This window comes from Cobetia sp. 14N.309.X.WAT.E.A4, assembly GCF_030397495.1.
Taxonomy (GTDB): Bacteria; Pseudomonadota; Gammaproteobacteria; order Pseudomonadales; family Halomonadaceae; genus Cobetia; species Cobetia marina.
The window spans coordinates 1-25,353 of the sequence record NZ_JAPNXT010000002.1 but is presented as its reverse complement, the minus strand read 5'-3'; the positions used below and the strand labels follow the sequence as shown (position 1 = coordinate 25,353).

The 25,353-nt window shown below is 63.2% G+C and carries 24 protein-coding genes and 5 tRNA genes; 12 read left to right on the top strand and 17 right to left on the bottom strand.

Features of this window, described 5'->3' with window-relative positions; translation table 11 throughout:
- Window positions 1-112: 112 nt before the first annotated feature.
- The 4 genes from OW493_RS03460 to OW493_RS03445 all read left to right on the top strand — a co-directional run bounded on the left by OW493_RS03460 (window position 113) and on the right by OW493_RS03445 (window position 3,880).
- Entirely contained in the window at window positions 113-1,051 is a 939-nt protein-coding gene (locus OW493_RS03460) for a CsgG/HfaB family protein (protein WP_279855816.1), read from the top strand.
- Window positions 1,052-1,076: 25 nt separating this feature from the next.
- Window positions 1,077-1,946 carry a hypothetical protein gene (locus OW493_RS03455; protein WP_043333251.1) on the top strand — a complete coding sequence of 290 codons (870 nt, stop codon included), beginning with the start codon at window positions 1,077-1,079 and terminating at the stop codon, window positions 1,944-1,946.
- A 116-nt stretch (window positions 1,947-2,062) separates the two neighbouring features.
- A complete protein-coding gene (locus OW493_RS03450; protein ID WP_136939121.1) occupies window positions 2,063-2,449 on the top strand; it encodes a hypothetical protein in 387 nt (128 codons plus the stop codon).
- 342 nt (window positions 2,450-2,791) lie between these two features.
- Complete coding sequence (locus tag OW493_RS03445; protein WP_077378557.1) at window positions 2,792-3,880, top strand: sigma-54 dependent transcriptional regulator; 1,089 nt, start codon at window positions 2,792-2,794, stop codon at window positions 3,878-3,880.
- Window positions 3,881-3,991: 111 nt separating this feature from the next.
- Here the strand turns inward: OW493_RS03445 and OW493_RS03440 are convergent.
- From OW493_RS03440 to OW493_RS03400, 9 genes are all read right to left on the bottom strand, one after another.
- Window positions 3,992-4,066 (bottom strand) — tRNA-Gln (locus tag OW493_RS03440).
- Between the two features lie 3 nt (window positions 4,067-4,069).
- Window positions 4,070-4,145 (bottom strand) — tRNA-Phe (locus OW493_RS03435).
- A gap of 77 nt (window positions 4,146-4,222) precedes the next feature.
- Window positions 4,223-4,298 (bottom strand) — tRNA-Thr (locus OW493_RS03430).
- A gap of 49 nt (window positions 4,299-4,347) precedes the next feature.
- Window positions 4,348-4,422 (bottom strand) — tRNA-Gln (locus OW493_RS03425).
- Between the two features lie 5 nt (window positions 4,423-4,427).
- Window positions 4,428-4,503, bottom strand: a tRNA-Phe gene (locus tag OW493_RS03420).
- A gap of 104 nt (window positions 4,504-4,607) precedes the next feature.
- Entirely contained in the window at window positions 4,608-4,919 is a 312-nt protein-coding gene (locus tag OW493_RS03415) for an oxidative damage protection protein (RefSeq protein WP_077378554.1), read from the bottom strand.
- A 139-nt stretch (window positions 4,920-5,058) separates the two neighbouring features.
- Entirely contained in the window at window positions 5,059-6,228 is a 1,170-nt protein-coding gene (gene mutY / locus OW493_RS03410) for an A/G-specific adenine glycosylase (protein ID WP_289863301.1), read from the bottom strand.
- Window positions 6,229-6,343: 115 nt separating this feature from the next.
- Window positions 6,344-8,740: an AsmA family protein gene (locus OW493_RS03405; protein WP_279874832.1), complete on the bottom strand. Its 2,397-nt coding sequence runs from the start codon at window positions 8,738-8,740 to the stop codon at window positions 6,344-6,346.
- Window positions 8,741-8,934: 194 nt separating this feature from the next.
- On the bottom strand, window positions 8,935-9,381 hold the full coding sequence (locus OW493_RS03400) for an acetyl-CoA sensor PanZ family protein (RefSeq protein WP_077379332.1): 447 nt from the start codon (window positions 9,379-9,381) through the stop codon (window positions 8,935-8,937).
- 295 nt (window positions 9,382-9,676) lie between these two features.
- Here OW493_RS03400 and hisB point away from each other — a divergent pair, with 295 nt between their 5' ends.
- The 4 genes from hisB to hisF all read left to right on the top strand — a co-directional run bounded on the left by hisB (window position 9,677) and on the right by hisF (window position 12,680).
- A complete protein-coding gene (hisB, locus tag OW493_RS03395) occupies window positions 9,677-10,270 on the top strand; it encodes an imidazoleglycerol-phosphate dehydratase HisB (protein WP_077378545.1) in 594 nt (197 codons plus the stop codon).
- Between the two features lie 121 nt (window positions 10,271-10,391).
- The gene (hisH, locus tag OW493_RS03390; RefSeq protein ID WP_077378543.1) at window positions 10,392-11,033 is read left to right on the top strand and encodes an imidazole glycerol phosphate synthase subunit HisH; all 642 of its coding nucleotides are present in this window, start codon (window positions 10,392-10,394) and stop codon (window positions 11,031-11,033) included.
- 115 nt (window positions 11,034-11,148) lie between these two features.
- Window positions 11,149-11,895 carry a 1-(5-phosphoribosyl)-5-[(5-phosphoribosylamino)methylideneamino]imidazole-4-carboxamide isomerase gene (gene hisA, locus OW493_RS03385; RefSeq protein ID WP_077378540.1) on the top strand — a complete coding sequence of 249 codons (747 nt, stop codon included), beginning with the start codon at window positions 11,149-11,151 and terminating at the stop codon, window positions 11,893-11,895.
- A gap of 11 nt (window positions 11,896-11,906) precedes the next feature.
- Complete coding sequence (hisF, locus tag OW493_RS03380; RefSeq protein WP_077378537.1) at window positions 11,907-12,680, top strand: imidazole glycerol phosphate synthase subunit HisF; 774 nt, start codon at window positions 11,907-11,909, stop codon at window positions 12,678-12,680.
- 112 nt (window positions 12,681-12,792) lie between these two features.
- Here hisF and OW493_RS03375 read toward each other — a convergent pair whose 3' ends face one another.
- The 3 genes from OW493_RS03375 to OW493_RS03365 all read right to left on the bottom strand — a co-directional run bounded on the left by OW493_RS03375 (window position 12,793) and on the right by OW493_RS03365 (window position 14,766).
- Window positions 12,793-13,617 carry a CHAD domain-containing protein gene (locus tag OW493_RS03375; RefSeq protein ID WP_289863290.1) on the bottom strand — a complete coding sequence of 275 codons (825 nt, stop codon included), beginning with the start codon at window positions 13,615-13,617 and terminating at the stop codon, window positions 12,793-12,795.
- A gap of 90 nt (window positions 13,618-13,707) precedes the next feature.
- Complete coding sequence (locus OW493_RS03370; RefSeq protein ID WP_289863288.1) at window positions 13,708-14,319, bottom strand: DUF416 family protein; 612 nt, start codon at window positions 14,317-14,319, stop codon at window positions 13,708-13,710.
- Window positions 14,320-14,472: 153 nt separating this feature from the next.
- A complete protein-coding gene (locus OW493_RS03365; RefSeq protein ID WP_279874834.1) occupies window positions 14,473-14,766 on the bottom strand; it encodes an MGMT family protein in 294 nt (97 codons plus the stop codon).
- A 215-nt stretch (window positions 14,767-14,981) separates the two neighbouring features.
- On the opposite strand from OW493_RS03365, the gene OW493_RS03360 reads away from it, so the two are divergent.
- Window positions 14,982-15,596: a type 1 glutamine amidotransferase gene (locus OW493_RS03360; protein ID WP_289863286.1), complete on the top strand. Its 615-nt coding sequence runs from the start codon at window positions 14,982-14,984 to the stop codon at window positions 15,594-15,596.
- A 35-nt stretch (window positions 15,597-15,631) separates the two neighbouring features.
- Here the strand turns inward: OW493_RS03360 and mnmH are convergent, their stop codons facing one another.
- Both mnmH and OW493_RS03350 read right to left on the bottom strand, forming a co-directional pair.
- Window positions 15,632-16,738, bottom strand: coding sequence for a tRNA 2-selenouridine(34) synthase MnmH (gene mnmH, locus OW493_RS03355; RefSeq protein ID WP_289863284.1), 1,107 nt, complete (start codon window positions 16,736-16,738; stop codon window positions 15,632-15,634).
- A gap of 157 nt (window positions 16,739-16,895) precedes the next feature.
- The gene (locus OW493_RS03350; protein WP_176493735.1) at window positions 16,896-18,740 is read right to left on the bottom strand and encodes a SulP family inorganic anion transporter; all 1,845 of its coding nucleotides are present in this window, start codon (window positions 18,738-18,740) and stop codon (window positions 16,896-16,898) included.
- 277 nt (window positions 18,741-19,017) lie between these two features.
- On the opposite strand from OW493_RS03350, the gene OW493_RS03345 reads away from it, so the two are divergent.
- Window positions 19,018-19,662: a DUF1415 domain-containing protein gene (locus tag OW493_RS03345; RefSeq protein ID WP_279874836.1), complete on the top strand. Its 645-nt coding sequence runs from the start codon at window positions 19,018-19,020 to the stop codon at window positions 19,660-19,662.
- Between the two features lie 111 nt (window positions 19,663-19,773).
- Here OW493_RS03345 and radA read toward each other — a convergent pair whose 3' ends face one another.
- The 3 genes from radA to OW493_RS03330 all read right to left on the bottom strand — a co-directional run bounded on the left by radA (window position 19,774) and on the right by OW493_RS03330 (window position 23,161).
- A complete protein-coding gene (gene radA / locus OW493_RS03340; RefSeq protein WP_077378515.1) occupies window positions 19,774-21,189 on the bottom strand; it encodes a DNA repair protein RadA in 1,416 nt (471 codons plus the stop codon).
- 185 nt (window positions 21,190-21,374) lie between these two features.
- Window positions 21,375-21,842 (bottom strand): copper resistance protein NlpE N-terminal domain-containing protein, encoded by a 468-nt coding sequence (locus OW493_RS03335; protein WP_077378513.1) that lies wholly within the window; start codon window positions 21,840-21,842, stop codon window positions 21,375-21,377.
- Between the two features lie 179 nt (window positions 21,843-22,021).
- Window positions 22,022-23,161, bottom strand: a complete 1,140-nt coding sequence (locus OW493_RS03330) for an alkene reductase (protein ID WP_176493736.1) — start codon at window positions 23,159-23,161, stop codon at window positions 22,022-22,024.
- A 271-nt stretch (window positions 23,162-23,432) separates the two neighbouring features.
- Here OW493_RS03330 and hisC point away from each other — a divergent pair, with 271 nt between their 5' ends.
- Both hisC and OW493_RS03320 read left to right on the top strand, forming a co-directional pair.
- Window positions 23,433-24,488: a histidinol-phosphate transaminase gene (hisC, locus tag OW493_RS03325; RefSeq protein ID WP_176493737.1), complete on the top strand. Its 1,056-nt coding sequence runs from the start codon at window positions 23,433-23,435 to the stop codon at window positions 24,486-24,488.
- A gap of 119 nt (window positions 24,489-24,607) precedes the next feature.
- Window positions 24,608-25,051 (top strand): VOC family protein, encoded by a 444-nt coding sequence (locus OW493_RS03320; protein WP_289863271.1) that lies wholly within the window; start codon window positions 24,608-24,610, stop codon window positions 25,049-25,051.
- The last annotated feature ends 302 nt before the right edge of the window (window positions 25,052-25,353 follow it).

Genomic DNA, 25,353 nt, shown 5'->3' with positions numbered 1-25,353 from the left:
TTTAGTTGGCACACTTAATGCCCCTGTAAAGTCACGGCATCACAACTGATAGACACATATCAGAGTACAAGAACGGCGCAGGACAATGCGTCACACCAGGGGAACTTCCAGCATGTTCAAGCCACGGATTTGTCTGGCCGCTTGCATGGCCACAGTGCTGGGGGGCTGCGCCGCAGTCGAGCCGAAATTCGATAATGTCGAGCCAGTCGTCGGGCCGCCAGTCACCTCAAACAATACGCCTTACAGTGAATGTCTTGCCTCATTGAGCCGTATTTCAGGCGCGACAAACCTGCCAGTCATCGCCGTCGGGCAGATCACTGACAAGACAGGGCAACGCAGCTATTCGACAGTAACCGAAAGCGCCGCCGTCACTCAGGGTGTCTCGGAAATGTTGATCAGCGCGCTCTACAAGACTCGCAAGGTTCACCTGACAGAGCGTCTTGATGTTCGCGTCCCGCTGGCCGAGCAGCAACTTTACGAGAACAAGGCCATGGCCTACGCACCACGCAAGCTGGCCGTCCTCCCCTCGCACTTCGTGGTTCTCGGTGCCCTCACTGAGCTCAATTACAACATTTCCAGTGGTGGCACTCGCCTGTTCGTCAGCGGAATCGGGGCCGGATTGCGGACCGCCGTCATCAATGTGGGTCTGGACCTGCGCATGGTCGACATCCGCACCTTCCGCACCGTCTATGTCACCAGCCTGCAGAAGCAGGTGGTGGGTTACGAAGTCGAAGCCGGCATCTATCGCTTCTTCGGCAATCAGCTGGTCGAGTTTGATTCCGGCGCAGTGCGCAATGAACCACTGCAGCTGGGCGTGAGATCAGTCGTGGAGATGGGCGCCTACCAACTCCTGACTGAAGGCCTGGGACTTCCTGTACCTGCGGGGCAGGAATGTGAACTTCACCCGGGACAGCATGTTGCAGCGAAAGACGGCAACACGCAGCAAGTGGCCGCAGCCAATACGGCATCAGGCAGTACCGCAGCAGTCGCAACACCGTTGCAAGCAGCACCCGCATCAGAAGTACCGGCAGCATCCAGCGCAGCACAATAAGTCAACATTCATGAGGAACATGACAATGACTACCTATAATAAGCTCGCAGTCGCCATCGGTCTCGTAAGTGGTGTGATGATGGCAAGCCAAGCGCAAGCCTTCAATAACGTGGATTGGAATTGGGATGGGTATGTCAATACTGATGTCAATATTGATGTCTATATTGACCCGAAAATCAAAGATCCAGGCGGCCTGGTGATGGTCGAAAGTCTGCAAAAGCAGATCGGTGACGTCAGCTCCGAAGCCATCGTCAGTGATGTCAGCTACGGTGCAGGTGAAGCAGGTGACCCTTCCATCGAACTAGTTGATAGCCTCAGTGCAGGCAGCAGCGCGTCATCCGCTGCGAATGCACACAGCTGGAATCATCATTCAGCAGCCAATGCGAGTGCAGATGCAGTTGCAAACGCTAACGCTGATGTCGATGTCTATATCAGCTATGCCGGCTCCACGCCTAATCCTGACATTACTCGCCTAGAGTCGCTTGAGAATGCCGCTACTTCGGTGGGCAACAATGTCTCGGTGGATAGTGATGCCATGGTCAACCTACACAATGAGCAGTTCTTGGCGGGTTCTGGTGGCTATTTCTTCTACCCGGGCACTGCTGAAGTCGAATCATTGGCCAAGGTCGACAACATTCTCAACCTGAGCGTGGACAATGCCGCGACCTCCGTAGGCAACAATATGTCGGTCACTCTGGATAGCACTGATATCGATAGCGCCCTGATTGCCGACAATACCCAGATGAGCTTCGCCAACATCAGCTCGACTGCCAAAGTCAGCAACATCACGCTGGATCTGCCGCCGACAGGCAGCTTCGAAGGCCCGGTCATCAATAATGCCGCGACCTCCGTGGGTAACAACATGTCCATCAGCGTCGGCCCCGTGACTCCGTAACCCCTCTGCAGGCAACCAACACACGCGGGGCAACCCGCGTGTGTTTCAGCACCTGCTGACATCAGACGTCTCACGCATCAGACACTGCATCTTTCACAGACCGAAAGGAGCAAGACATGAATGCTTTCACACGTATCAGCCTGGGAGTCGTGGGCGCGGGATTCCTGCTGGCCGGTAGCGCCAGCGCCAACTCGTTGATGGGCCCCTTCCCCTACGACTTCCCGGCGCGCAGTGCAGAAACCGCGCTGATCCTCTACGAGAGCAAGAAGGCCGGCAGCCTGGGGGAAGGGTCCGAGACCAATATCGGCGCATATACGCTCAATACCGGCAGCAGTACCTCGATCGGCAACTGGCAGCAGATTGAACAGACCCTGAGTGACGGCTCTACCGGCACCATCGACAGCACGGCGGACCAGTCCGCCGATGGCAGCTCGCAGACGTCGTCAACGGATTTCACCATCACCCACAACAATGCGGATGATGAAGAGGAAGAAGCCCCATGATGTCCCGCCCGGGCAAGGCGTGACGGCCCAGGCAGGGCACTTGAGAACATCAGACTCACGTGTCAAACGTGAGGAGAGAGTTGGTCATCATGCCAACGGGCGGGATGAGATATCTGACCCTCGCGCGCAGCGGAAAAAACCCACTAAAAGCCGCCATGATCATCTCTCACGTTTGAGTAAGCTTGGAAAAGGACGCGCAACAACCCGCATGACGAAGACTCAACGCTTGGGGAGCGTGTGTCCTTCCGAGAGGCTGTCACCAGAAGCAGCCCGACAATTATGCTCCTGCAGCGATGCTCTACGAGCTGCTGACAGGGGTCCAGCAGCAAGGGAACATCACTCATGACCGCACTGAAGGCTCACCATCAGGCTACGCCGATCACCACTGCGTTGAATCTGACTGTCGACTCCCCCGCACGGGTGAAGTCTCTACCGACAGGCCGGCCTAACGGTTTTGAGGGGTTCATCGGAGGCTCATCGTCCATGCAGACCCTCTATCGCACCCTCATACAGGTCGCCCATTCGGACGCCCCCATCTTCATCACCGGCGAAAGCGGCAGCGGCAAGGAGCTATGCGCCACTGCCATCCACCGCCACAGCCCGGTACGCGAAGGCCCTTTCATCGCCGTCAACTGTGCTGCCATCCCGGCGGAGCTATTGGAATCACAGCTGTTCGGGCATGTGCGTGGCGCCTTTACCGGTGCCGTCAGTGCCCAGCAGGGCCTGGCCGTGGCAGCGGATGGCGGGACGCTGTTCCTGGATGAGATCGCCGAACTGCCCTTGCCACTGCAGAGCAAGCTGTTGCGCTTTCTGCAGACCGGCCAGGTGATGCCCGTGGGCGCGACACGCACGGTCGAGGTCAACTGCCGTATCGTCTGCGCCACGCATCAGGACCCGCGTCAGCTGGTGGAGACCCATCGATTCCGCGAAGACCTCTTCTACCGCCTGCACGTCATCCCGCTCAAGGTGCCGCCCCTGCGCGAGCGCGGAAGTGACATTCTCGAGATCGCCAACGGCTTACTGAGTCGCATGGCCAGCCACGAAGGCAAGCATTTCACCAGCCTGAGCGCCTGCGCGGAGCAGGCGCTGCTGGCCCACGATTGGCCGGGCAACGTGCGCGAGCTGGAAAACACCCTGCGCCGCGCCATCATCCTCCACGAGGGTGAGAGTCTCACGGCCGCCATGCTGGACCTGCCAGCACACGGCGGCTCACACGAGAGACTCGAGCACGCACCACCCGGCGCCGAGAACCAGGGCCTCTGGCAGCGCCCGCTGTGGATGGTGGAGCGGGATGCCATCGAGACGGTGATAGCGGCATGCGATGGCAGCATTCCGCGTGCCGCTGCCATTCTGGAAATCGCCCCATCGACCATCTATCGCAAACGCCTCAGCTGGCAGGCCCATCACCCCGGCTCATCCGCCGCGCATTGAGCGCCGAAAGACGCAAGGCGAGCAGACGCCAGACGCAAAAAAGCCACCCCGGAGGGTGGCTTTTCTGTTGGCTGCCGAATTCATCCTGCGACTTCATCTGCTAGCCAGAATTGGCTGGGGTACCAGGACTCGAACCTGGGAATGCCGATACCAAAAACCGGTGCCTTACCACTTGGCTATACCCCAATTTGGTGGCCAGAGACGGAATCGAACCGCCGACACGGGGATTTTCAATCCCCTGCTCTACCAACTGAGCTATCTGGCCGACCGGAAGACACAAAAAAAGCCGCCTGGGCGACTTCGATATCCTGCGTTCTTCGTTCATCTACAGAAGCCTGAAGATGGTGCCGGCTAAAGGAGTCGAACCCTCGACCTACTGATTACAAGTCAGTTGCTCTACCAACTGAGCTAAGCCGGCACAAAGAACTCATGATATGAGTCTTCTTACTACGTTACTGCATGTCAGCTGGCTGGGGTACCAGGACTCGAACCTGGGAATGCCGATACCAAAAACCGGTGCCTTACCACTTGGCTATACCCCAACACTTGGTGGCCAGAGACGGAATCGAACCGCCGACACGGGGATTTTCAATCCCCTGCTCTACCAACTGAGCTATCTGGCCCTTGCCAACGAGGACGTATTAAATAGAAAACCTTTCCCGACGTCAACCCTTGCTTATCAAGAATTTGGCGTCGTTATTCGTCTTCCATCGCCCTCGCCGTCTCGTCAGACTTCGTAGCCCTGTCCGCCCTGCGCTTCGCCCTTGGCGGCGGCGTCAGTCGGGACGAAACCTTCGGCCTGATCGGTCTCTTCGTTGCGGAAGAAACGCTCCATCTGCTCCATCAGATAACGACGGCTGTCGGCATCCATCATGTTGAGGTGCTTCTCGTTGATCAGGCGTGTCTGCAGCGCCTGCCATTCTTCCCATGCCTGCTTCGAGACGTTGGCCCAGATATCCTGGCCCTTCTCGCCCGGCAGCGGCGGAAAGTCGAGACCCGGCAGGTCCTGGTCATACTTGCGGCAATGTACGGTGCGCATGGGTAACTCCGTAAGAGAACTGGATGTCAGTGCGGTTGAGCGCCGAGCCTTCGCCAGACGCTCAATCGATTGCCTCATTCTCGCACGCTTGAGCGGGTTTCCCCCAGGCATCCGAGGCCTGTCGATGAGAGCGACTCGCTCACAGCCCGAACAGATTATCCGTGCAGCGTGCCAGCAGCGCCTTGACCGGTGCCGGCAGGCCCACGGCATCCGGCGCGGCGGGGTCGACGAAACGGCGGTCTGCTCCGTGTTCGTTGACGCCATCCTCCGCCGACGGCGTCAGTTCCGCCGCTCCCAGCTGGACCGGCTGCGGCGTGATGGTCAGCCGGAAGTGGCTGAAGACATGCTCGAAACTGTCCAGCGGCGCCTCCAGATGCGCGCCTCGCGCTTCACGGGCGACCCACTCCCGCGCGGCCTCGCGGTCCTCGACCAGCGGCGGCGCCCACAGGCCGCCCCAGATGCCCGTCGGTGGGCGTCGTTCGAGCAGAATCCGGCCCGCCTCGTCACTGACCAGCAGCATCAGCGTCTGACGTGTCGGAATAGCCTTCTTGGGCTTGCTCTCGGGGAAGCGCTTTTCCTCGCCGCGTGCATGCGCCACGCAGACTTCCTCGAAGGGGCAGCGCGTACAATCCGGCTTGCTGCCGCGCGTGCACAGGGTGGCCCCGAGATCCATCATCGCCTGGGTCCAGTCCGCCAGCCGCACCTGCGGCGTGTAGCGCTCCGCCAGCGTCCACAGCTTGCGCTCCACGGCCGGCCGTCCCGGCCAGCCTTCCACGGCATGCAGGCGAGCCAGCACGCGCTTGACGTTGCCATCGAGAATCGGCGCCCGTTGTCCGGTGCTGATGCTGATGATCGCCCCGGCGGTCGAGCGCCCGATACCCGGCAAGGCCGACAGTGCCTCGACACTCTCGACCGGGAAGGTGCCGCCATACTCAGCGACCACCTGTTGAGCGGCCTTGTGCAGATTGCGCGCCCGGGCGTAGTAGCCAAGCCCCGTCCACAGGTGCAGCACCTCATCGATCTCCGCCGCCGCCAGCGCGGCGACATCCGGGAAGCATTCCATGAAGCGCGCGTAATAGGGCAGCACCGTCGTGACCTGGGTCTGCTGGAGCATGATCTCCGAGACCCATACACGATACGGGGTGGTGTTCTCCTGCCAGGGCAGGTGCTTGCGGCCATGCTCATCGAACCAGTCGAACACGCGGGCCTGGAATTCCTCCGGGCTCAGCGCAATGCTTGCCACGCCTGGCGGGGCGTGGGTATCAGACGCCGCCACGTCAGGCGTGGCCGCAGTGTCAGGTACCGCCATCAAGACTTCCTCTACTCGTGACTCGTACCATGGCGCGCCATGGTCTGGGCTCCAACGGCAGCACGCCAGCCCCGAGGGACTGGCGTGCCGGTCTTGCTGTGCTAGGAGCGCGTGATCAGTTGAACAGCCCCTGAATCGCGCCCTTCAGCTTGTCGCTGGCGCCTTCGCCCAGCTTGTCATCGATCTTCTTGCGCGTGTCTTCATCGAGCTTCTCATCCAGCTTCTCGCTGACCTTCTCGCCCGCCTTGCGCTTGGCTTCATCCTTGGCCAGTTCCGCGGCGGCCGTCTGGAAGCCCTTCTGGTCAAAGCCGCACCATTCGCCCGGCTCACCGCTCAGATTGCCCTGACACTGCACCGGGAAACGCAACTTGACCAGACGCGGATTGACCTCACAGGCAGCGTCATCCGTTCCTTCGATGAAGCGCGCCGCCACGTTGTAGTCAAAGGCTTCGGTCGGCAGGTTGAGCTGCCCCTTGCCATCCAGCGCGATACCCGGGATCGCCAGTGCCAGATCCTGATTGCTGATCACGCCATTGGTGACCTTGAAGCTGCCCTGTGCGCGTTCCAGCGGGGTATTCGCCGCCCAGTCACGCGAGGACGTCTTGCCACTCAGCGTCGCCACCGTGGTGCACATCTTCTCGGACACATTGACGTCGAGTATCTCGCCATTGCGAATCTCGAAGTCACCCGAACCATTCAGGTTGCGCTTCATGCTGTCGAGTTGATTGGTGCTGGTGGTGTAGTCGCCATTGAGCGTCAGACGGCCACGCAGGATGTCATCCTGCTCAGGCGCCAGCGCCTTGAGGAATGGCGCGATATCCAGATTGGTCAACTTCTCGCCGAAGCTCATGGTCAGCGGTGTCTTGCGACTGTCGATGCGGGCACTGGCTGCCAGGCTACCGCCGTACAGACTGGCCGTCAGGCTATCGAGCTGCTGCAGTCCCGGCTGACCGGACAGCTTGGCGGACACCTTGCGCATCTCGAGCCCGGATGCCGTGAGGTTCGCGATGTCCAGCTGGCCCTTGAGCCCGAGAGTTCTGAGCAGCTCCACCGGCAACACCTCTGCATCGCCGTCAGCCGCGTAGGCCGGCGCCACCAGTCCTGCCGTCACCCCCGTACCGAGATTCGCGGTCTTCTCGCTGGTCTGCGGCGGGAGGTAGTCGTCCAGATTCAGCGCATCGACATCCAGATCAAAGGTGATCTGCGAGGCATCGAAGGAGGAGCCGAGACGTCCGTTGATGGTGGTGTCATCCAGTGCCATCACCAGGTTGGTCAGCTGTACTTGTGACAGGTCGCCCTTGAGCGGGCTGGAGAATGCCAGCGAGGTCAGTGCATCGCCGCGTGCCGTCTGCGGTGCCTGCATGCCGACCCGCGTCATCCACGCCTTGGGCGACAGCGGGGCCAGCTTGAACTGCCCGCTGTAGCTCAGCGCCTCGCCCGTGATGTCACTGGCCTTGAGCGCCCCGCTCAGACGCAGGTCACTGCCCGAGGTCAGCAGCAGATCGGAGAGCGTCGCGGTGCCTTCGGCAAGATCCGCTTCCGCCCCGAAGGTCGCCTTCACCGGCAGCGCCTTCTCTCCCAGCGACGGTTCGTTGAGCGAGGCATCCAGCTCCCCACCCTCGATGCGATAGCGCTGCTGCTCGGTATCCAGTGTCAGGGTATCGATCTCCAGCGCCAGCTGCTGGGACTGCTCGCTCAACGACGGCATGCTGGTGGCGGTATCCAGGCTGATGCCGGTCAGGACATGGCGACCGTTCTGAAGGTCCAGCGCCACCTTGCCGTCCAGATTGATGGTGCTGCGCAGCTCAGGCTCACGCCCCTCCGCCACGAAGGACAGCTCCACCGGGAACGCCTTGGTCGGGCTGACGTTGCTGGAGCTCAACGCCAGCTCATTGAGCGTCATGTCGAGACCGCTGGCAGCATCCTGGTAGGTGATCTGCCCATTGGTGACCTGAATCGAGGCGATATCGAGATTGACGGCCATGCCTTCAGCGCCATCGCTGACACCGGCATCTCCCTGCGTCTCATCGGCCATGGCGACACCGGCACTCTTGGCGGGAGGCAGGGCCTTGTCCGCCGCACCGCTCTCGGCGGCATCGGCAGCATGCTGCAACAGACTCTCCCAGTTGCCTCGCCCGTCAGCGTCTCGCTTGAGGTCCAGTTTCAGGCCATCGAGGAACACGCCCTCGACCTCCACCTCACCGCTCAGCAAGGGCGCGAAGGACACCCCGACTTCGGCACGCTTGAAGGAGGCGAAGGGTGTCTGGTCGTGAGCCTGCTCCGGCAGCCAGGTCTGGGCGTCCTCGACACTGACGCCCAGACGCGGGTAGAACGACCAGTCCAGCGGACCGTTCAGGGCCAGCTCCAGCCCCGCCTGGTCCTTGACCGCCTTGACCAGACGCGGCTTGAGATCATTCGGGTCGAGGAAGGTGGTGACATAGATCACCCCCGCCACCACGACCAGCGCCAGTACTCCGACGATGGCCAGCAAGGCCCTGAACAGTGCTTTCATCTGCGTCCTCCCTTTGACACGATGAGATGTCCGGGCTGCCTTCGCTCCTGAAGGCATTGCCCGGCACGTGTGAATGATCCCGATTGTCGCACCTGAGGGCGCGAACGTGCGCCCGATGCCAGACGCCAGCGTCAACGTTCACCTGCGGTGGACAGGCCCCGGCGTCATCAGTTCCTGTCACGCCTGTCCAGCCGTCAGCTTTCGCTATCTGTCTGGGCCAGCACGAAGCCTTGCTGCTCGGCATCCTTCACGTAACCGAGCCGCGACAGCAGAAGCTCGTCAGCCAGCGTCAATCCTTGATCCGGCACGACCAGCAGGCGCTCACGCGCCGCCGCTTCCAGCGACATCAATGCCATCAGGCGCGTTCCCACCCCGCGTCGCCGGGTACTCTTGCGCACGCAGCAATGACGGATGCGCCATGCCCTTCCATCGTCCTCGCACAGCAGGGCGCCGATATGGCGATCATTGAAGAAGGCGGTGCAGAAGCGATGACCGGTCTCCAGGCTGGCCTGAATGAACTCATCCGGCGCGAGTGGCAGGCGTTCACCGGGGGCTTCGTGATAGATGCGTGACAGGTCGATGCGCACTTGCTCATCGGCCTGCCAGCGTGCGTGATCGATCATCTGAAGAGTGACCGGCATGGTGAGATCCTCGCCCGCGATATGAATGCCCGCCATTGTAGCGGATGCCGTTGTCCTTTCTCTATAATGACGGGCTGGGCAGGCAAGGACGACGCGTCTGCCATCGATCAGTGACCCGCAACCTCGACAACGTCACTGGATCACGCTTTCACTTGCGACATCACATGACAACAACCACATGATGCGCACTTCCCGGCCGGACTGGACATACGCCTCTCACACCCAGGCCCCAGACTGCGCCAGACCTCATCAGCCCCGAAGCCGCGGTGAGGTCACCGACCGCTGGAGAGACATCATGGCAGAGCGTATCGCCGAGGTTCATCGCAACACCTCGGAAACCAAGATTCGGGTTCGCATCAATCTGGACGGCGAAGGCAAGCTGAGCGCCAACACCGGCGTGCCCTTCCTCGAACACATGATGGACCAGATCGCCCGTCACGGCGTGATCGACATCGACGTCGACTGCGACGGTGATCTGCACATCGACGATCACCATACCGTCGAGGACATCGGCATCACTCTCGGCCAGGCCTTCGCGCAGGCGCTCGGCAACAAGGCCGGCATCCGCCGCTACGGCCATGCCTACGTGCCGCTGGACGAAGCCCTGTCGCGCGTGGTGATCGACTTCTCCGGTCGCCCGGGCCTGTTCATGCAGTGCGAGTTCACGCGCGGCAACATCGGGCGTTTCGATACGCAGCTGTTCTGGGAATTCTTCCAGGGCTTCGTCAACCATGCCGGCGCCACGCTGCACATCGACAACCTCAAGGGTTTCAATGCCCACCACCAGGCGGAGACCATCTTCAAGGCCTTCGGCCGTGCCGTGCGCATGGCGGTGGAAGAGGACGAGCGCATGGGAGGCCGTATCGCCTCCACCAAGGGATCGCTGTAAGCGTCGTGACGCGCGGCCAGAGGATGTGTCGCCAGCCATTGCCGCTTGCCGGGCACCGGGTGGCACTTCCTCTGCATGAACATCCAATGCCGGAGTCCCCTCCGGCCTGCGGGAGAAAGACATGACGATTGCCGTCATCGACTATGGCATGGGCAACCTGCACTCCGTCGCCAAGGCACTTGAGCATGTGGCTGACGAGAATGTCGTGATCACCAGTGACCCGCGCGCCATCCGTGGTGCGACCCGCGTGGTGCTGCCCGGTCAGGGCGCCATCCGCGATTGCATGGGCGAGCTTGAGCGCGCCGAACTGCGCGGGCTGGTCGGCGAACTGCTGAGCAACCACAGCAAGCCGCTGCTGGGCGTGTGTGTCGGTCAGCAAATGCTGATGGAGCGCAGTGAAGAGAACGGTGGCATCGATTGCCTCGCCTACTTCAAGGGCGATGTGAAGCGCTTTGATGACAAGCAGCTGGACGAACACGGCCAGCGTCTCAAGGTGCCGCACATGGGCTGGAACCACGTCGCCCACACCCAGGGCCATGCGCTGTGGGAAGGCATCGAGGACAACTCGCGCTTCTACTTCGTGCACAGCTTCTATGTCTCGGCTGCCGAGCGCTCACAGGTCTTCGGCGCGACTCACTACGCCGGTGCCGAGGCGCACGTCGCCATCGGTGAGGGCAGCCTGTTCGCGGTGCAGTTCCACCCGGAGAAGAGTGCGGCCGCCGGCCTCAAGCTGCTCGAGAATTTCGTCCGCTGGCAGCCCTGAGGGCTCACCTGCGTGACCGTCGGTGCCTGCCTTGCGAGTCGGGCACCGATTCATTCGCCTTCGATATACCGACGACAATTCAGGCGTGCCAAGACACGCCGAGAGGACACCCGACATGCTGGTAATCCCCGCGATCGATCTCAAGGACGGTCAGTGCGTACGCCTGAAGCAAGGCCGCATGGAAGACTCCACCAACTACGGCGATGACCCGCTGGCCATGGCCGCGCGCTGGGTCGAGGCCGGTGGTCGCCGCCTGCATCTGGTCGATCTCAACGGTGCCTTCGAAGGCAAGCCGGTCAATGGTGACGCCGTGACACGCATCGCCCGCGCCTACCCGGAGCTGCCGATCCAGATCGGCGGTGGCATCCGGGATGCCGCGACCATCGAGCACTATCTGGAGGCCGGCGTCGGTCAGGTCATCATCGGCACCAAGGCCGTGAAGGAACCGGCCTTCGTCGCCGAGATGTGCCGCGCCTTCCCGGGCCGCATCATCGTCGGTCTCGATGCGCGTGACGGCTTCGTGGCCACCGATGGCTGGGCCGAGGTCTCCACCATCAAGGCGACCGAGCTTGCCAAGCGTTTCGCCAATGACGGCGTGTCCTCCATCGTCTACACCGACATCGCCCGCGACGGCATGATGCAGGGCGTCAACATCGAAGCCACCGTGGCGCTGGCCCGCGAAGGCGGCATCCCAGTGATCGCCTCCGGCGGCGTGACCAACCTGGACGACATCCGTGGCTTGGCTGAAGTGGCCGATCAGGGCATCCTCGGCGCCATCACCGGTCGCGCCATCTATGAAGGCAGCCTGGATATCGCCGAAGCACAGGCGCTGTCCGACGCCATCACCGGCCGCACGGCCTGAGGGGAGCGATCATGGCACTCGCCAAACGCATCATCCCGTGTCTGGACGTCGACGCCGGTCGCGTCGTCAAGGGAGTCAACTTCGTCGGTATCCGCGATGCCGGTGATCCGGTCGAGGTCGCCAAGCGCTACAACGAGCAAGGCGCCGACGAGATCACCTTCCTCGACATCACCGCCAGCGTCGACAACCGTGGCACCACGGTCGACATGGTGTCGCGCATCGCCGGTGAGGTGTTCATCCCGCTGACGGTCGGTGGTGGCATCCGCACCTGCGAGGACATCCGCACCATGCTGAATGCCGGCGCGGACAAGGTCTCGATCAATACCGCCGCCGTGTTCAACCCGGACTTCGTGCGTGAAGCGGCGGACCGCTTCGGCAGCCAGTGCATCGTGGTCGCCATCGACGCCAAGCGCGTCAGCGAAGAGGGCGAGACTCCGCGCTGGGAAATCTTCACCCACGGTGGCCGCAAGCCAACCGGGCTCGACGCTGTCGAGTGGGCGAAGAAGATGGTCGAGCTGGGCGCCGGTGAATTGCTGCTGACCAGCATGGACCGCGATGGCACCAAGGCCGGCTTCGATCTCGGCGTGACACGCGCCATCTCCGACGCCGTCAGCGTGCCGGTGATCGCCTCCGGTGGGGTCGGCACTCTCGACCATCTGGTGGACGGCGTGCTCGAGGGCGGGGCGGATGCGGTGCTGGCCGCCAGCATCTTCCACTTCGCCGAGTACACCATCCCGCAAGCCAAGGCCTACATGGCCGAGCGCGGCATCGAGATGCGCCTCTGAGCGATCTCCTTCGCGTCAGGTAGATACACGAACGCCGCCACTCCTCAGGGAATGGCGGCGTTCGTGTCTTCAGAGACATTACCCGCAGGTCAGGCGACGACAGCGCTCAGGCCTAGCCCAGCTTCGCCAGTGGCGTGAGCGCCTGCTCGAGTCGCTGGTCGGCAAGTCGCAGAATATCACCCACCAGATGCTTCTCGGCGGCGGGCAGCATCACCCGCTCGCCGACCCACAGCGCCAGCTCGGCAAGGTCATGCTGATTGCCCAGACGGGATGCTGCCTTGTCGAGCAATTCCGGCTCACGACGACGCCCACGACTCGGTGACTCGAGTTCACGCCCTGCCGTCTCCCCCAGCGCCGCATGCGCCAGTGCCAGCTGGAACCTGCGGTACTTGATCCACTTGCGCAGCCGGTGGGACGTCTCGATCTCGCGCTTGCTGATCACCCGCGCCGCCAACTTGTGGAGGCGGTGACGACTGAATTCCAGTCCGGCCGTGAGCTCCTCCCCCGTCAGCGGAGCGGCCTGCCAGGCGGCCATCTCGTCGCTCAGCAGCCGTTTCAGAGGTGCATGATCCAGCTCCGCCACCGACTCGCTCAATGCGGCACTGGTCAGCCCCGGACGCAGCGCATCCAGCAGACGCTGGCTACGCTCATCCACCCAGGCATAGGCGCGCGCATGGGTCTTGCGCAGCATGCGCGCCTCACGCGGGCCGGCCAATGCCCTGGCGATGGCGCGCGGACGCGCCTGATGCTCACTCACCGCCGCCTTGCCCAGTGACTCACGTCGCAGTTGCCACCAGCCCCGCAGCTGCTTGCAGTCGACGCGCAGCGCATGGACCTCCTGCGCGGTGAGCGTCGCCTGCGCCAGATGCTGCTGCATTGACTCGAGATGCGCGAGGATCAGGCCATTCAAGGGATCAACGCCTGTGCGGGAAAGCATCTGACTCGCCTTGCCCATCTGTCTCTCCAAGGGAATGGCCTGGCTGCCAGTGTCAGCCGGGCAGGCTCGCTCACCCGGTCTTCCGGGGGCTCATTCCTGCAAGGATAGCCCCAGATTGCTGACATCCTCGTTACGCCCCAGCCGCTTGAGCGCTCGCCAGTCATCACGCTCAAGACGCGGAGCCTCGACACTCTCCAGCACGGCGTCCTGGAAGTCGCGCTCATCGACCATCAGGGGATGCTCGCGAATCATGGCTTCCAGCGCTTCCTGCTCGATGCCCTCACCGGCCTGCAGGTCGATCAGCGCGCGGACGCCATCGGCGGACAGGCGACTGACCTTGAGCGCGGCTTCCGGCTCCTCACTGATCAGCACATCGATGCAGGCGGTCAGCGCCATGACGGCTTCCAGTGCACGGCGCGCACCGAAGCTGTCGTCATGCTCGTCGGGCTCGAAGGCCGTGACCTTCTCGGCCTGCAGCGAGAAATCGATCTTGGCATCGCGAACGCGCAGCTGCTCCCAGACGAGGTCCAGCAGCTTGCGCAACTCGCGCGTGGTCTCCAGCGCGCTGGCGGTGCCATTGGCCTCGGCGTAGAAGCCGGCATTGGGCAGGAGTCGCTCGGTCAGCGTTGCCATGAAGGCGGTACGGCGAACGGGGGCCAGCGCTTCCAGACGCACGCGGAAACCGGGAACAGGCTGAGTCATGACGGCTCTCTTCTCACTTCACTTTTCAAAGAGGCGGGGCACATGTCGGGAGGGGAAATCCGCCAGCCGACAGCCCGCCACAGATGGCATGGGACATGCGTTAGGGTAGCGCACTCAGGCGGTCTGACGAACGAGACTTTGCCGCGGCGAGATTCACGGCCACAGACATTCTCTGGGCACGCGGCCGACAGCATCGAACAGCACGCCTTCGCTGCGCAGTTTCTCCCGCTGACGCACCGCGCCACCGTGGTCGGTGACCTTGAGCGAGGCATTGATCACCCGATGCCAGGGCAATTGATGGCCATCCGGCAGGTGACGCATCGCCGAGCCGACCATGCGTGCGCTGGCACCCTCGGTCATCTTGGCGATACGCCCATAGGTGGTGATGCGACCTTCGGGAATCTGTGCCACCACGGTGTAGATCTGTTCAAGTAGTTCGGCCCGCATGCTGCTCTCCCCTCGTCATGTCACTGTTGGGTACGCCGTCGTGATGGCACAGAAGTCTTTACGCTGCCATGGCGCTCACGCATGATGACGCCATGCACCTTTACTTCATACATCAAGGCCTTATCCCCGACGCAGCGCCTCACTCAGCGACTGATGCCCTGCCACGATCACAAGGCTGGCAGGACTCCGTACGCCTGAGCGACTGGCTTGTCGGCATGGGCCACAGCTACAACACCAGCTTCCCGCTGGATGGCGAGACGCTCCCCGGCATCGACGATTTCCAGGCGCTGGTGATCCTGGATGGCCCTCAGCCATTGTCAGGTGCCGAGAGCACCCAATCACAGCCACTGCGCCTGCAGCGCAAGCTGATTCGCCGCGCGCTCAACAGCAACCGCCCCGTACTGGGCATCGGGCTGGGCGCGCGCCTCATCGCCGAGCAACTCGGCGCCATCGTGTCTCCGGCCGTGGTGCCGCAGCGTCGCTGGGCCACGCTCACGCGCAGTGACGAGTGTCCCGTGGGACTGCCCGCCGAATTCGAGACGCTGCTGTGGCATGAGGAGATCTGTGGCCTGCCGGAGGATTGCGAGCTGCTGGCCAGCGGTGAGCATACCCCGATCGCCGGATTCAGCTGGGATGCTGGCCGGGTGCTGGCGCTCAACTTCCATCCCCATCTGGATGCCGCCGCAACGCGTGACCGTCTCCGGCATCACCCCGCCCCGAATGAGGGTCGCGGAGTGCAGTCAGAAGACGCGCTGCTGGAAGACCCGAAGCGCTTTGATCGGCAGGCCGCCCTGCTGGACCGCCTGCTGGTGGACTGGCTCGACGCCTGAGGCGCTCCCGGGCGGCGCTGGGGCCCTACGACGACTCAGCGCTGCCAGCGATGCGTGGCGCTCCAGTCACGCACGAAGGCGAGCGTATTGTCCCAGTCGCCGACATGCAGGAAGGTACGCTCGTGCTTCTCGAGCTGATAACGGTACATGGGGTCGTAGTATTCGCTGAGCAGCGGGGCCAGCCAGCCCTCATGGGCAGTGGGATTGCCGCGCTTGTGTTCACGGAAGGCGATGTCCTGCATGCGAATCAGGCGCGCCAGACGTGCACTGCCCAACCGCTTGCGCAGACGCAGCAACGCCTGACGCAGCTGACGCTGCAGCAGTGCCCAGCCGAGGAAGTCACCATAGTGTCTGCTGTAGGTGGCCCACAGCCCTTCGATGTAGTCCTTCTGAATCTGCACCAGTCGCCAGTCCAGTGGCATCTCGACTCTCACCAGCGGGGCAGCCTCCATCGCGCGCCATGCCTGCAGCGGAATGTTGACGCTGCCGATGAAGCGCGACTCATCTTCCATGACGGTGGGCGCGTCCGCGGCCAGTGACAGCATCTCGGCGCTGATGCGATGCTCGAAGTCGATCTGGCTCGGTGCCGGGAAGGGGTGACGGCCGAAGGCCGAGCCCTTGTGGCGCGCGCAGCCTTCCAGGTCGATGCCATTGTCGAGCGCATGGATCAGCTCGGTCTTGGCGCAGCCGGTCAGGCCCCCGATCAGCAGCATCGGGGCCTGCTCGACGCGCTCATCGATATGCTGGCAAAGCTGCTGACGCATGGCCTTCCAGCCCCCGGCGATCCGCGGGCGCTCGATGCCTGCCTCCTTCAACCATTGCTGGCTGAGCTGAGAGCGCATGCCGCCCCGGAAGCAGTAGAGAACCGCCTCGGGATGGCGCTCGACGTGCTCAACCCAGGCACGAATCCTGGCGCGCTTGATCCCGCCACTGACCAGCTGATGACCCAGATGCACCGCCGACTCCGGGCCGACCTGCTTGTACTGCAGACCGACCCGGTGACGTTCCTCGTCATCCATCAGCGGAAGGTTGACGGCCCCCGGCAGGGAGCCGGCCGCAAATTCGATCGGTGCACGCACATCGATCAGCGGGCGGCCATCGCGAATCAGATCGCAGCTGGCCGCCACGGTGGGCAAACTCATGGGCATCTCTCGACTGGAAAACTGAAATGAGGCAATGGCCGGCGACTCGCACCCGGCACATCGATGGCTGGCATTCTATCGCATGCACGACATGGCCCCCAGCCTTGCCGTCTCGCGTGCCGCCAACTCTCGCCCTGTCAGCTGCCGCACGGCCCGCTCAGGCCAGCGGCGGCGTCAGGCGAATGCCCTGGCTCGGGCCGATGCTGTCAGGGCCGAACAGCGGGCAGGACGCACATGCGGCCGGCTCGCCGTCGTGTGGCCGATGCGCCTCGGACACTGCCTCGCGCAGCGCGGCAATGGCCGCCTCGGCAGTATGAAAGTAGTGCTCATCCCCCATGCGCTCAAGGAAGCCTCCGCGCTCCATCACTTCCAGCGCGTAGCGTCGGAAGCCGCACATGCTCAGGCTGCCGCCGGCATCCTGTAGGCGGCGCTGCTCGATCTCGAGCATCTCGGCCCCCGCGATGTCGATGAAGTTGCAGCCGGTGCCGAGCAGGATGACGTGCTTGCCGGTATAGCGCGCCAGCTTGCGCTGGACGTGGTCCACCGCGCCGAAGAACAGCGAGCCATCCACTCGCAGGATGACGACCTCACGGCATTGGGTCAGCTGATAGCGCTCGGCATTGCGCACGCCCAGCTCCGGGTGTTCGGGGTCCGGTGCCATTTCCACCAGACGTGGACGCGAGGTGCGATTCAGATACAGCACCAGCGACACCAGCACGCCGGCGAAGATGGCGAACTCAAGCGGCAGCAGCAGCGTGGCGAGGAAGGTGATCACCAGCACCACCGCTTCCTCGCGGCTGACGGTGAGAATCTGACGGATATGACTGAATTCGATCAGGTTGGCGGCGATCACCATGATCAGGCCCGCCATGGCGGGCAATGGCAGCCAGGCCGTGACATTCGGCACCAGCAACAGCACCGCCAGCACGATCAGGGCCGCGATCATCACCGACAGCGGCGTGCGGGCGCCGGCATCGTAATTGGCCCCTGAACGGGTGAAGGAGCCGGAGCCGGCGAAGCACGAGAAGAAGCTGCCGACCAGATTCGACAGCCCCTGGCCGATGAACTCCTGATTGCCATCGATGCGCTGATGCGAGCGTACCCCGATGGCGCGGGCGATGGAGACCGCCTCGATCAAGCCGAGAACCGCCAGCGCAAAGGCCGCACCGCCCAGCGAGCGCAGGGTGTCAAACCCCAGTGGCGGCAGAGAAAACGGCGGCAGGCTGCCGGAGAGGGCCCCCACCATCGGGATGCCTGCCTCGCTGCCACCCAGCAATGCCGCAACCCCGCAACCGACGGCCATCGCGACCAGCATCCACGGCAGTCTGCGATTCACCCGCCGCACCAGCAAGGCACTGGCGAGCGTACTGAGGCCGGTGATCAGGGTCGCCCACGAGGTGTCTTCCAGATGCCCAAGCAATGCCCACCAGGTGCCGAGGAAGCTCGAGGCATCTCCCAGCGCGATACCGAACAGATGCTTGAGCTGACTGGTGGCGATCAATACGCCGGCACCGGCGGTGAAGCCGATCACCACGGTATGCGAGATCAGATTGACCAGCGCCCCCATGCGCAGCAGCCCGAGTGCGAGCTGGATGATGCCGACCATGCAGGTCAGCGCCAGCACCAGCGGCAGGTATTCCGGACTGCCGGGGGTGGCCAGGGTCGAGACGGTACCGAAGACCACCATCGAGATGGCGGCGGCCGGCCCGCTGACCATATGACGCGAGCAGCCGAAGAGTCCGGCGATGATCGCGACCACGATGGCGGCATAGAGTCCATGCGCCGGAGGCAACCCCGCGATCAGCGCGTAGGCCACCCCCTGAGGCAGTACCAGCACCGCACCGCTCAGCCCGGCGATCAGGTCCGCGCGCGCATCTCTCGGCGACAGCTGGCGCATCCAGCCCAGAAACGGCAGCAGGCGTGACAGGCGGTATGCCGTGGCACTCGACGTGGCAGAGGCATCATCGGCAGGCTGGCGTGGCGGTGGATTGTCAGCGGGCAAGAAGTGCCTCCATGAAGGTGCGTGGGCTGCGGGAGAGGCCATCGCCTCCGTGAAGAAACGATGCCGGGGCCGGGCGTGGCGACGTCCGGCCCCGGCAAGTCTATCCCTGAATACGCTGATGAAACAGCGTGTCAGCGAACCGTACTCGCCGGCCCGGGGCTCCGTTTGCCGGTAGCGATACCGGCGACAATCGTGGCGCGCTGCCAATCCGGACTGGCCATGGCCGGCATGAGCAGTGACAATGCACCCTCCTGACACCGCTGCGGACCCTGACGCCATGACCACCGACGCTACGCCTGCTGACACCACCTCTTCCACCCCGTCGGCCGGCTATACGCCTGCACTTGAGGTCAGTGAGGCCGAGGCCATCGAGACCACCCGCCAGTGGGTCGAGACGCACATCATCGCGGACAATCTATGCCCGTTCGCGGCACGTGAAGTGGCGCGCAACAGCGTCCAGTACGCCGTCATCCCCGGCGCGGGACTCGAGCGTTGCCTGCAGGCACTCGGCGATGAACTCCTCAACCTCGATGCCAATCGCGATGCCGAAACCACCCTGGTGATCTTCAAGGATGGCTTCCGCGACTTCGATGCCTATCTGGAGCTGCTGGATTACGCTGAGGCACTGCTCGAGATGCAGGGCTATGAGGGCATCTATCAGCTGGCCAGCTTCCATCCGGACTATGTCTTCGAGGATACCGAGGAAGACGACGCCGCGAACTACACCAACCGCTCGCCCTTCCCGATGCTGCACCTGCTGCGGGAAAGCTCGGTCGAGGCGGCGATCAATGCCTATTCGGGGGATGTGGAAGAGGTGCCGGCGCGCAACGAGGCACTGATGCGCGAGCGTGGCGTCGAGCAGCTGGTCGCGCGCCTCAAGGCCTGCGCTCACGCCGCCCGTCAGGCTGACAACCAGGACTGACATCACGCCCAGTGGCAATCCCATATGCACAAGGCCAGCCGCGAGGCTGGCCTTGTGCGTTTCAGGCGGAATGTCACGGGAAAGCTTGCGCGTGGCAGCTGCCGGCAGCCATCACAGGGCTTCCAGCGCCTGGGACAACTTGTCGACCGCGACGATCGTCATGCCCTTGGGCGGATTCTTGGGGGCATTGCCCTTGGGCACGATGGCGCGCGTGAAGCCATGCTTGGCGGCCTCGACGATGCGCTCCTGCCCACTGGGCACCGGGCGGATCTCGCCGGACAGGCCGACCTCACCGAACACCACCAGTTCACGCGGCAGCGGGCGGTTCTGAAGACTGGATACCACCGCACACAGCACCGCGAGGTCGGCGCTGGTCTCGAGCACCTTGACCCCGCCCACCACGTTCAGGAAGACATCCTGATCGCCGGTGAACAGGCCGCCGTGCTTGTTGAGCACGGCCAGCAACATCGAGAGTCGATTGCCATCCAGACCGACCGCGACGCGCCGGGGATTGCCCAGCGGCGAATCGTCCAGCAACGCCTGGACCTCGATCAGGATCGGCCGAGTCCCTTCCCAGACCACCATCACCAGGCTGCCGGAGGATTGCTCCTCGCTGCGTGACAGGAAGATCGCACTGGGGTTCTTCACCTCCTTCAGGCCAAGCTCGACCATGGCGAACACGCCCAGCTCATTGACCGCGCCGAAGCGGTTCTTCTGTCCGCGCAGGGTGCGAAAGCGCGAATCACCATCCCCTTCCAGCAACAGGGAGGCATCGATCATGTGCTCCAGTACCTTGGGGCCGGCCAGCGAGCCATCCTTGGTCACGTGCCCGACCAGCAGCAATACGGTGTTGGTCCGCTTGGCGAAACGCGTCAACGCCGCGGCGGACTCACGCACCTGCGAGACGCCCCCCGGCGCGGAGGACAGATCCTCCAGGTGCATGGTCTGGATGGAGTCGATGATCAGCACTTCCGGCTTCTCGCGCTCGGCGGTGGCCAGAATCGTCTCGACACTGGTCTCGGCCAGCATCTTGAGTCCCTGGGTCGGGAGCTGAAGTCGATGGGCACGCATGGCCACCTGCGACAGCGACTCTTCACCGGTGACGTAGAGCGAACGCTTGTGCTGCGCCAGCTTGCAGGCGGTCTGCAGCAGCAGCGTCGACTTGCCGGCACCGGGATGCCCGCCGAGCAATACGGCGGAGCCAGGCACCAGACCGCCGCCAAGCACGCGATCAAACTCACCGAAGGTCGAGGAGAAGCGCGGCACTTCGGCCAGCGAGACGTTGGACAGATCCGTCACGTTGTCACTCAGCGTGCCGGCATAGCCGCCTCTGGCGCTGGTGGCGCCACGTGACGCCCCGCCAGTGCTGATGCCCCCGGCAGCCGGCGCAGCCCCCGGCAATACCGTGGCACCGACCCGAATCTCCTGCAGGGTATTCCACTCGCGACAGCCGCTGCACTGCCCCTGCCACTTCGAGAATTCGCTACCGCACTCGGTACATACGAAGGCGCTCTTTGCTTTCGCCATCAGACCATCCTGTCAGGGAGTAATGATTTCAGACCACGTCGCCCGGCATGGCACCCATGCCCCGCATCGCCCGATGGCACCAGGCAGGGGCGCTCGATGCGAACGTCCGACACGGATGCCAGACACAAGCAAGGCGGCTTGCGCCGCCTTGCTGTCACCTCACGCGTGCATGACACGCGGCGGCATCACTCGCGCTTGAGACGCAGTGTCTCGCCGTTCTGGAAGCGGCGCTTCTGCGGGTCGACCAGTTCCAGTGTCTGGGGGTCCAGGCGCAGGAAGTAGTAGGTCTGGCCCTCGCCATTCGGCGTCAGCTCATAGACGGTGGCATTCGGGTCGGTCACCGTACCTGACAGCACATCCCACTGCCCCTCGTAGTGCTCCGGCGCAGGCTGCTGCGGATGATCGCGATAGGTGGCATCGAGACTGAAGGTACGCGCTTCCGGGGCAGCATCTTCCGCTCCCTTGAGACGCACATCGAGGTCAATGCCCGTGCAACGACGACACGGCAGGGTGCCCTTGTAGACGGCAACCTGCTCGCTGGCTGTCTCGGTGGCGTCATTGGCAGCGGCACCATCCGTCGTCTGGGCCGTTGATGCGCACCCGGCGAGACCGACCATCAGCGCGGCTCCCACCATCAGAGTCCTGATCTGCATTGAATCCTCCTTAAGGCGATGATTCGATAGCAGCGTCAGCGCTATCGACGGCGAGCGGCCCGACTGCCTCGACAGACGGACCGCTCACGAGCTTCCACGCTCAAGAATAGCGGGTATCAGCCCCGTGAGGCCACCCCCGATGGCGTTTATCGAACGCCATTCGCTAAATCATGTCGGCCTCAGCCACGGCGATCATGCCCGTTGTCGAGGAAGGGATAATCGGTGTAGCCCTCGGCACCGCCACCGTAGAAGGTATCAGGATCCTGCTCGTTGAGCGGCGCATCCAGACGCAGGCGTTCGACCAGGTCCGGATTGGCGATGTAGGGGCGCCCGATGGCGACGGCATCCGCAATGCCCTCGTCGATGATGCGTGCCGCACGCTCCCCATCGTAATGACCGCAGAAGATCAGCGCGCCCTTGACGCGCTCCCGCAGTGCGCGGCGGAAGTCATCGGTGAACTTGACGTCGCCGCCGGCCCAGTCCGGCTCGTTGACGTGCACGTAGGCAATGCCACGTCTGGAGAGCTGGTCTGCCATGTAGAAGGCCATCTCTTCCGGCTCGTCATCGGTGAGACCGAAGATCTCGATGAAGGGCGTCAGACGGATGCCGGTGCGCTCCGGCCCGAAGACCTCGGCGACGGCATCGACGACTTCCAGTGTCAGACGCGCACGATTCTCGACCGAACCACCGTACTGGTCGGTGCGCTGGTTGGTGCCGGTCGCCATGAACTGGTTGAGCAGATAGGCGTTGGCGGCATGCACCTCGATCATGTCGAAGCCGGCACGCTTGGCGCGCACGGCAGCCTGACGATAGTCCTCGACCAGCTGGGGGATTTCCTCCGTCTCCAGCGCACGCGGCGTGCTGGTGGGGTGGCGACCACTGCTGCCATCCTCGAACTCGACGAAGCACTGGGCGCCTTCACCACGCAGGGCGCTGGGCGCGACCGGTGGCTGGCCATCCGGCTGCACCATCTCGTGCGAGACACGCCCGACATGCCACAGCTGAAGCGCCATGCGTCCACCCTTGGCGTGCACTGCCTCGACGACGCCCTTCCAGCCGGCTTCCTGCTCATCCGTCCAGATACCCGGCGTGTAGACGTAACCACGCGCGGTCGGCGAGATGTTGGTCGCCTCGCTGATGATCAGGCCGGCGCCGGCACGCTGTCCGTAGTAGACCTCCTGAAGCTCACCGGGAATGCTGTCCGGCGTGCGCGCTCGGGTCAGTGGCGCCATCAGGATACGATTGGGCAGGGTGAGATCACCGAGCGTGACCGGATCAAGCAGGGTGTCGGCGTACGGGGCCTTGGTGTTGGCAGTCATCGGTGCTCCTTGAGTCTCTGATCTTTCGCCAGCCGCCGCTTCGGGCGAACCGGGCGGGCATGCCAGTGACATGCGGTGCGCCAGCTGATGCTTCAAGCGCACGCGGTGCATGAGAATAATGCTGGGATGGCAACAATGCGCCAGGTCGCGCCACGCGGCATCCTCGCGACTCATGCGAGAGCCTGCCGATGCTTGTACCGCGACGATCCAGCGGGCAACATGAAACCTATCCATGACACGGGTCATGCACTGTCACCAGCGGCGAGAAATCATGAGCAAGTACTGGAGCCCACAGGTCCACGACCTGACCCCCTACGTCCCCGGCGAACAACCGCGTGAGCAGCTGATCAAGCTGAACACCAATGAAAACCCCTACCCGCCGGCCCCGGCCGTGGAACAGACGCTGCGCGAGTTCAATGCCTCTGACCTGCGTCGCTACCCGGACCCGAGTTCCAGCTCGCTGCGCGCCGCCCTGGCCGAGACCTTCCATGTGGCCGCAGAGGAAGTCTTCGTCGGCAATGGCTCCGACGAGGTGCTGGCGCTGGCCTTCCAGGCCTTCTTCCGTCAGGACAAGCCGCTGCTGCTGCCCTCCATCAGCTACAGCTTCTATCCGGTCTACTGCCGCATGTATGGCATCGAATCACGCAGCATCGCGCTGACCGACAACTGGGAAGTCGATCTCGAAGCCTTCGGCAATGACAACGGTGGCATCATCTTCGCCAATCCCAATGCGCCGACAGGCCATGGCCATGGCCGCAAGGCGATTGCCGCGCTGCTGGAGCGCAACCCGCAGAGCGTGGTGCTGGTGGATGAGGCTTACGTGGACTTCGGGGGGGAAAGCGCCATCCCGCTGATTCATCAGTATCCGAATCTGGTCGTGTCAGGCACTTTCTCGAAGTCGCGTAGCCTCGCGGGTATTCGCCTTGGCTATGCCGTGGCCTCGCGGGAGCTGATCGAGGGCCTGGAGCGCGTGAAGGACTCCTTCAATTCCTACCCCATCGATCGTCTGGCCGAGCAGGTCGGCGTCGCCGCGCTCAGTGATCCCGCCTATTTCGATGAGTGCCGCACACGCGTCATCACTACCCGTGAGCAGACGCGCGATCGCATGGCCGCATTGGGCTTCGAGATCCTGCCGTCACAGACCAACTTCGTGCTGGCGACTCACCCGACCCATGATGCCGGCAAGCTGTTCATCGGCCTTCGCGAGCAGGGCATCCTGGTGCGCCACTTCAACACCGATGCGCTACGCGACCATCTGCGCATCAGCATCGGTACCGATGCCGAGATGGACAGCCTGATCGAAGCCCTGGAAACCCTGTGTCGTTGAGATAGCGCACAGAATGACCCGTGATGGGTTCAATGAAAGAAGGCGCCCACTGGGCGCCTTCTTTCATCAGGACGTCACTCGGGCATTCGCCACCGAAGACTCTCAGCAGGAGCAACCATATGACAACGGAACGTCCCACCATGGCGTCAAGTGCCACTTCGACAGCGCGCCTGCCTTTGACGCGCGTGCATCACGTGGCACTCATCACCGCTGATTACCCACGCGCCAGGCGCTTCTATCTCGAGGTCATGGATGCGCAGGTGATCCACGAGGCCTATCGTGAAGCCCGCGACAGCTACAAGCTCGACCTGCGCTTGCCGGGCGGTATCCAGCTGGAGTTGTTCTCCTTCCCGTCGCCGCCTGAGCGCCCAAGCTATCCGGAAGCCTGTGGGCTGCGTCACCTGGCGCTGGCAACCGAGGACATCAACACCTGTGTCGAGCTGCTGATCGCCCGTGGCGCCACGCCAGAGCCGATACGTGTCGATGAATACACCGGCGCCCGCTTCACCTTCCTGGCAGACCCTGACGGTACGCCCATCGAGCTCTACGAAGTCTCGCCCTGATGTGATGGCGCGCTGAAACTTCACTGGCTCTGAAGACAAAAGGCCCCTGTCGATATCTCGACAGGGGCCTTCTTGTGGCATATGCACGTTGCTCACGCGGAGCTTTCCTCTCGCTCTTTTCTTTCGCCCACTGCTATTTCGCACGCAGGACTTTCTGCGCAACTTCTCCGAGCACCACTTCTCCGAGCACGACTTTTTCCGCGCACAAAGAGAACCGCCCCTGCAGCTGGGCTGCAGGGGCGGTTCAGTATAAGTGCCTGACGATGACCTACTCTCACATGGAGAAACTCCACACTACCATC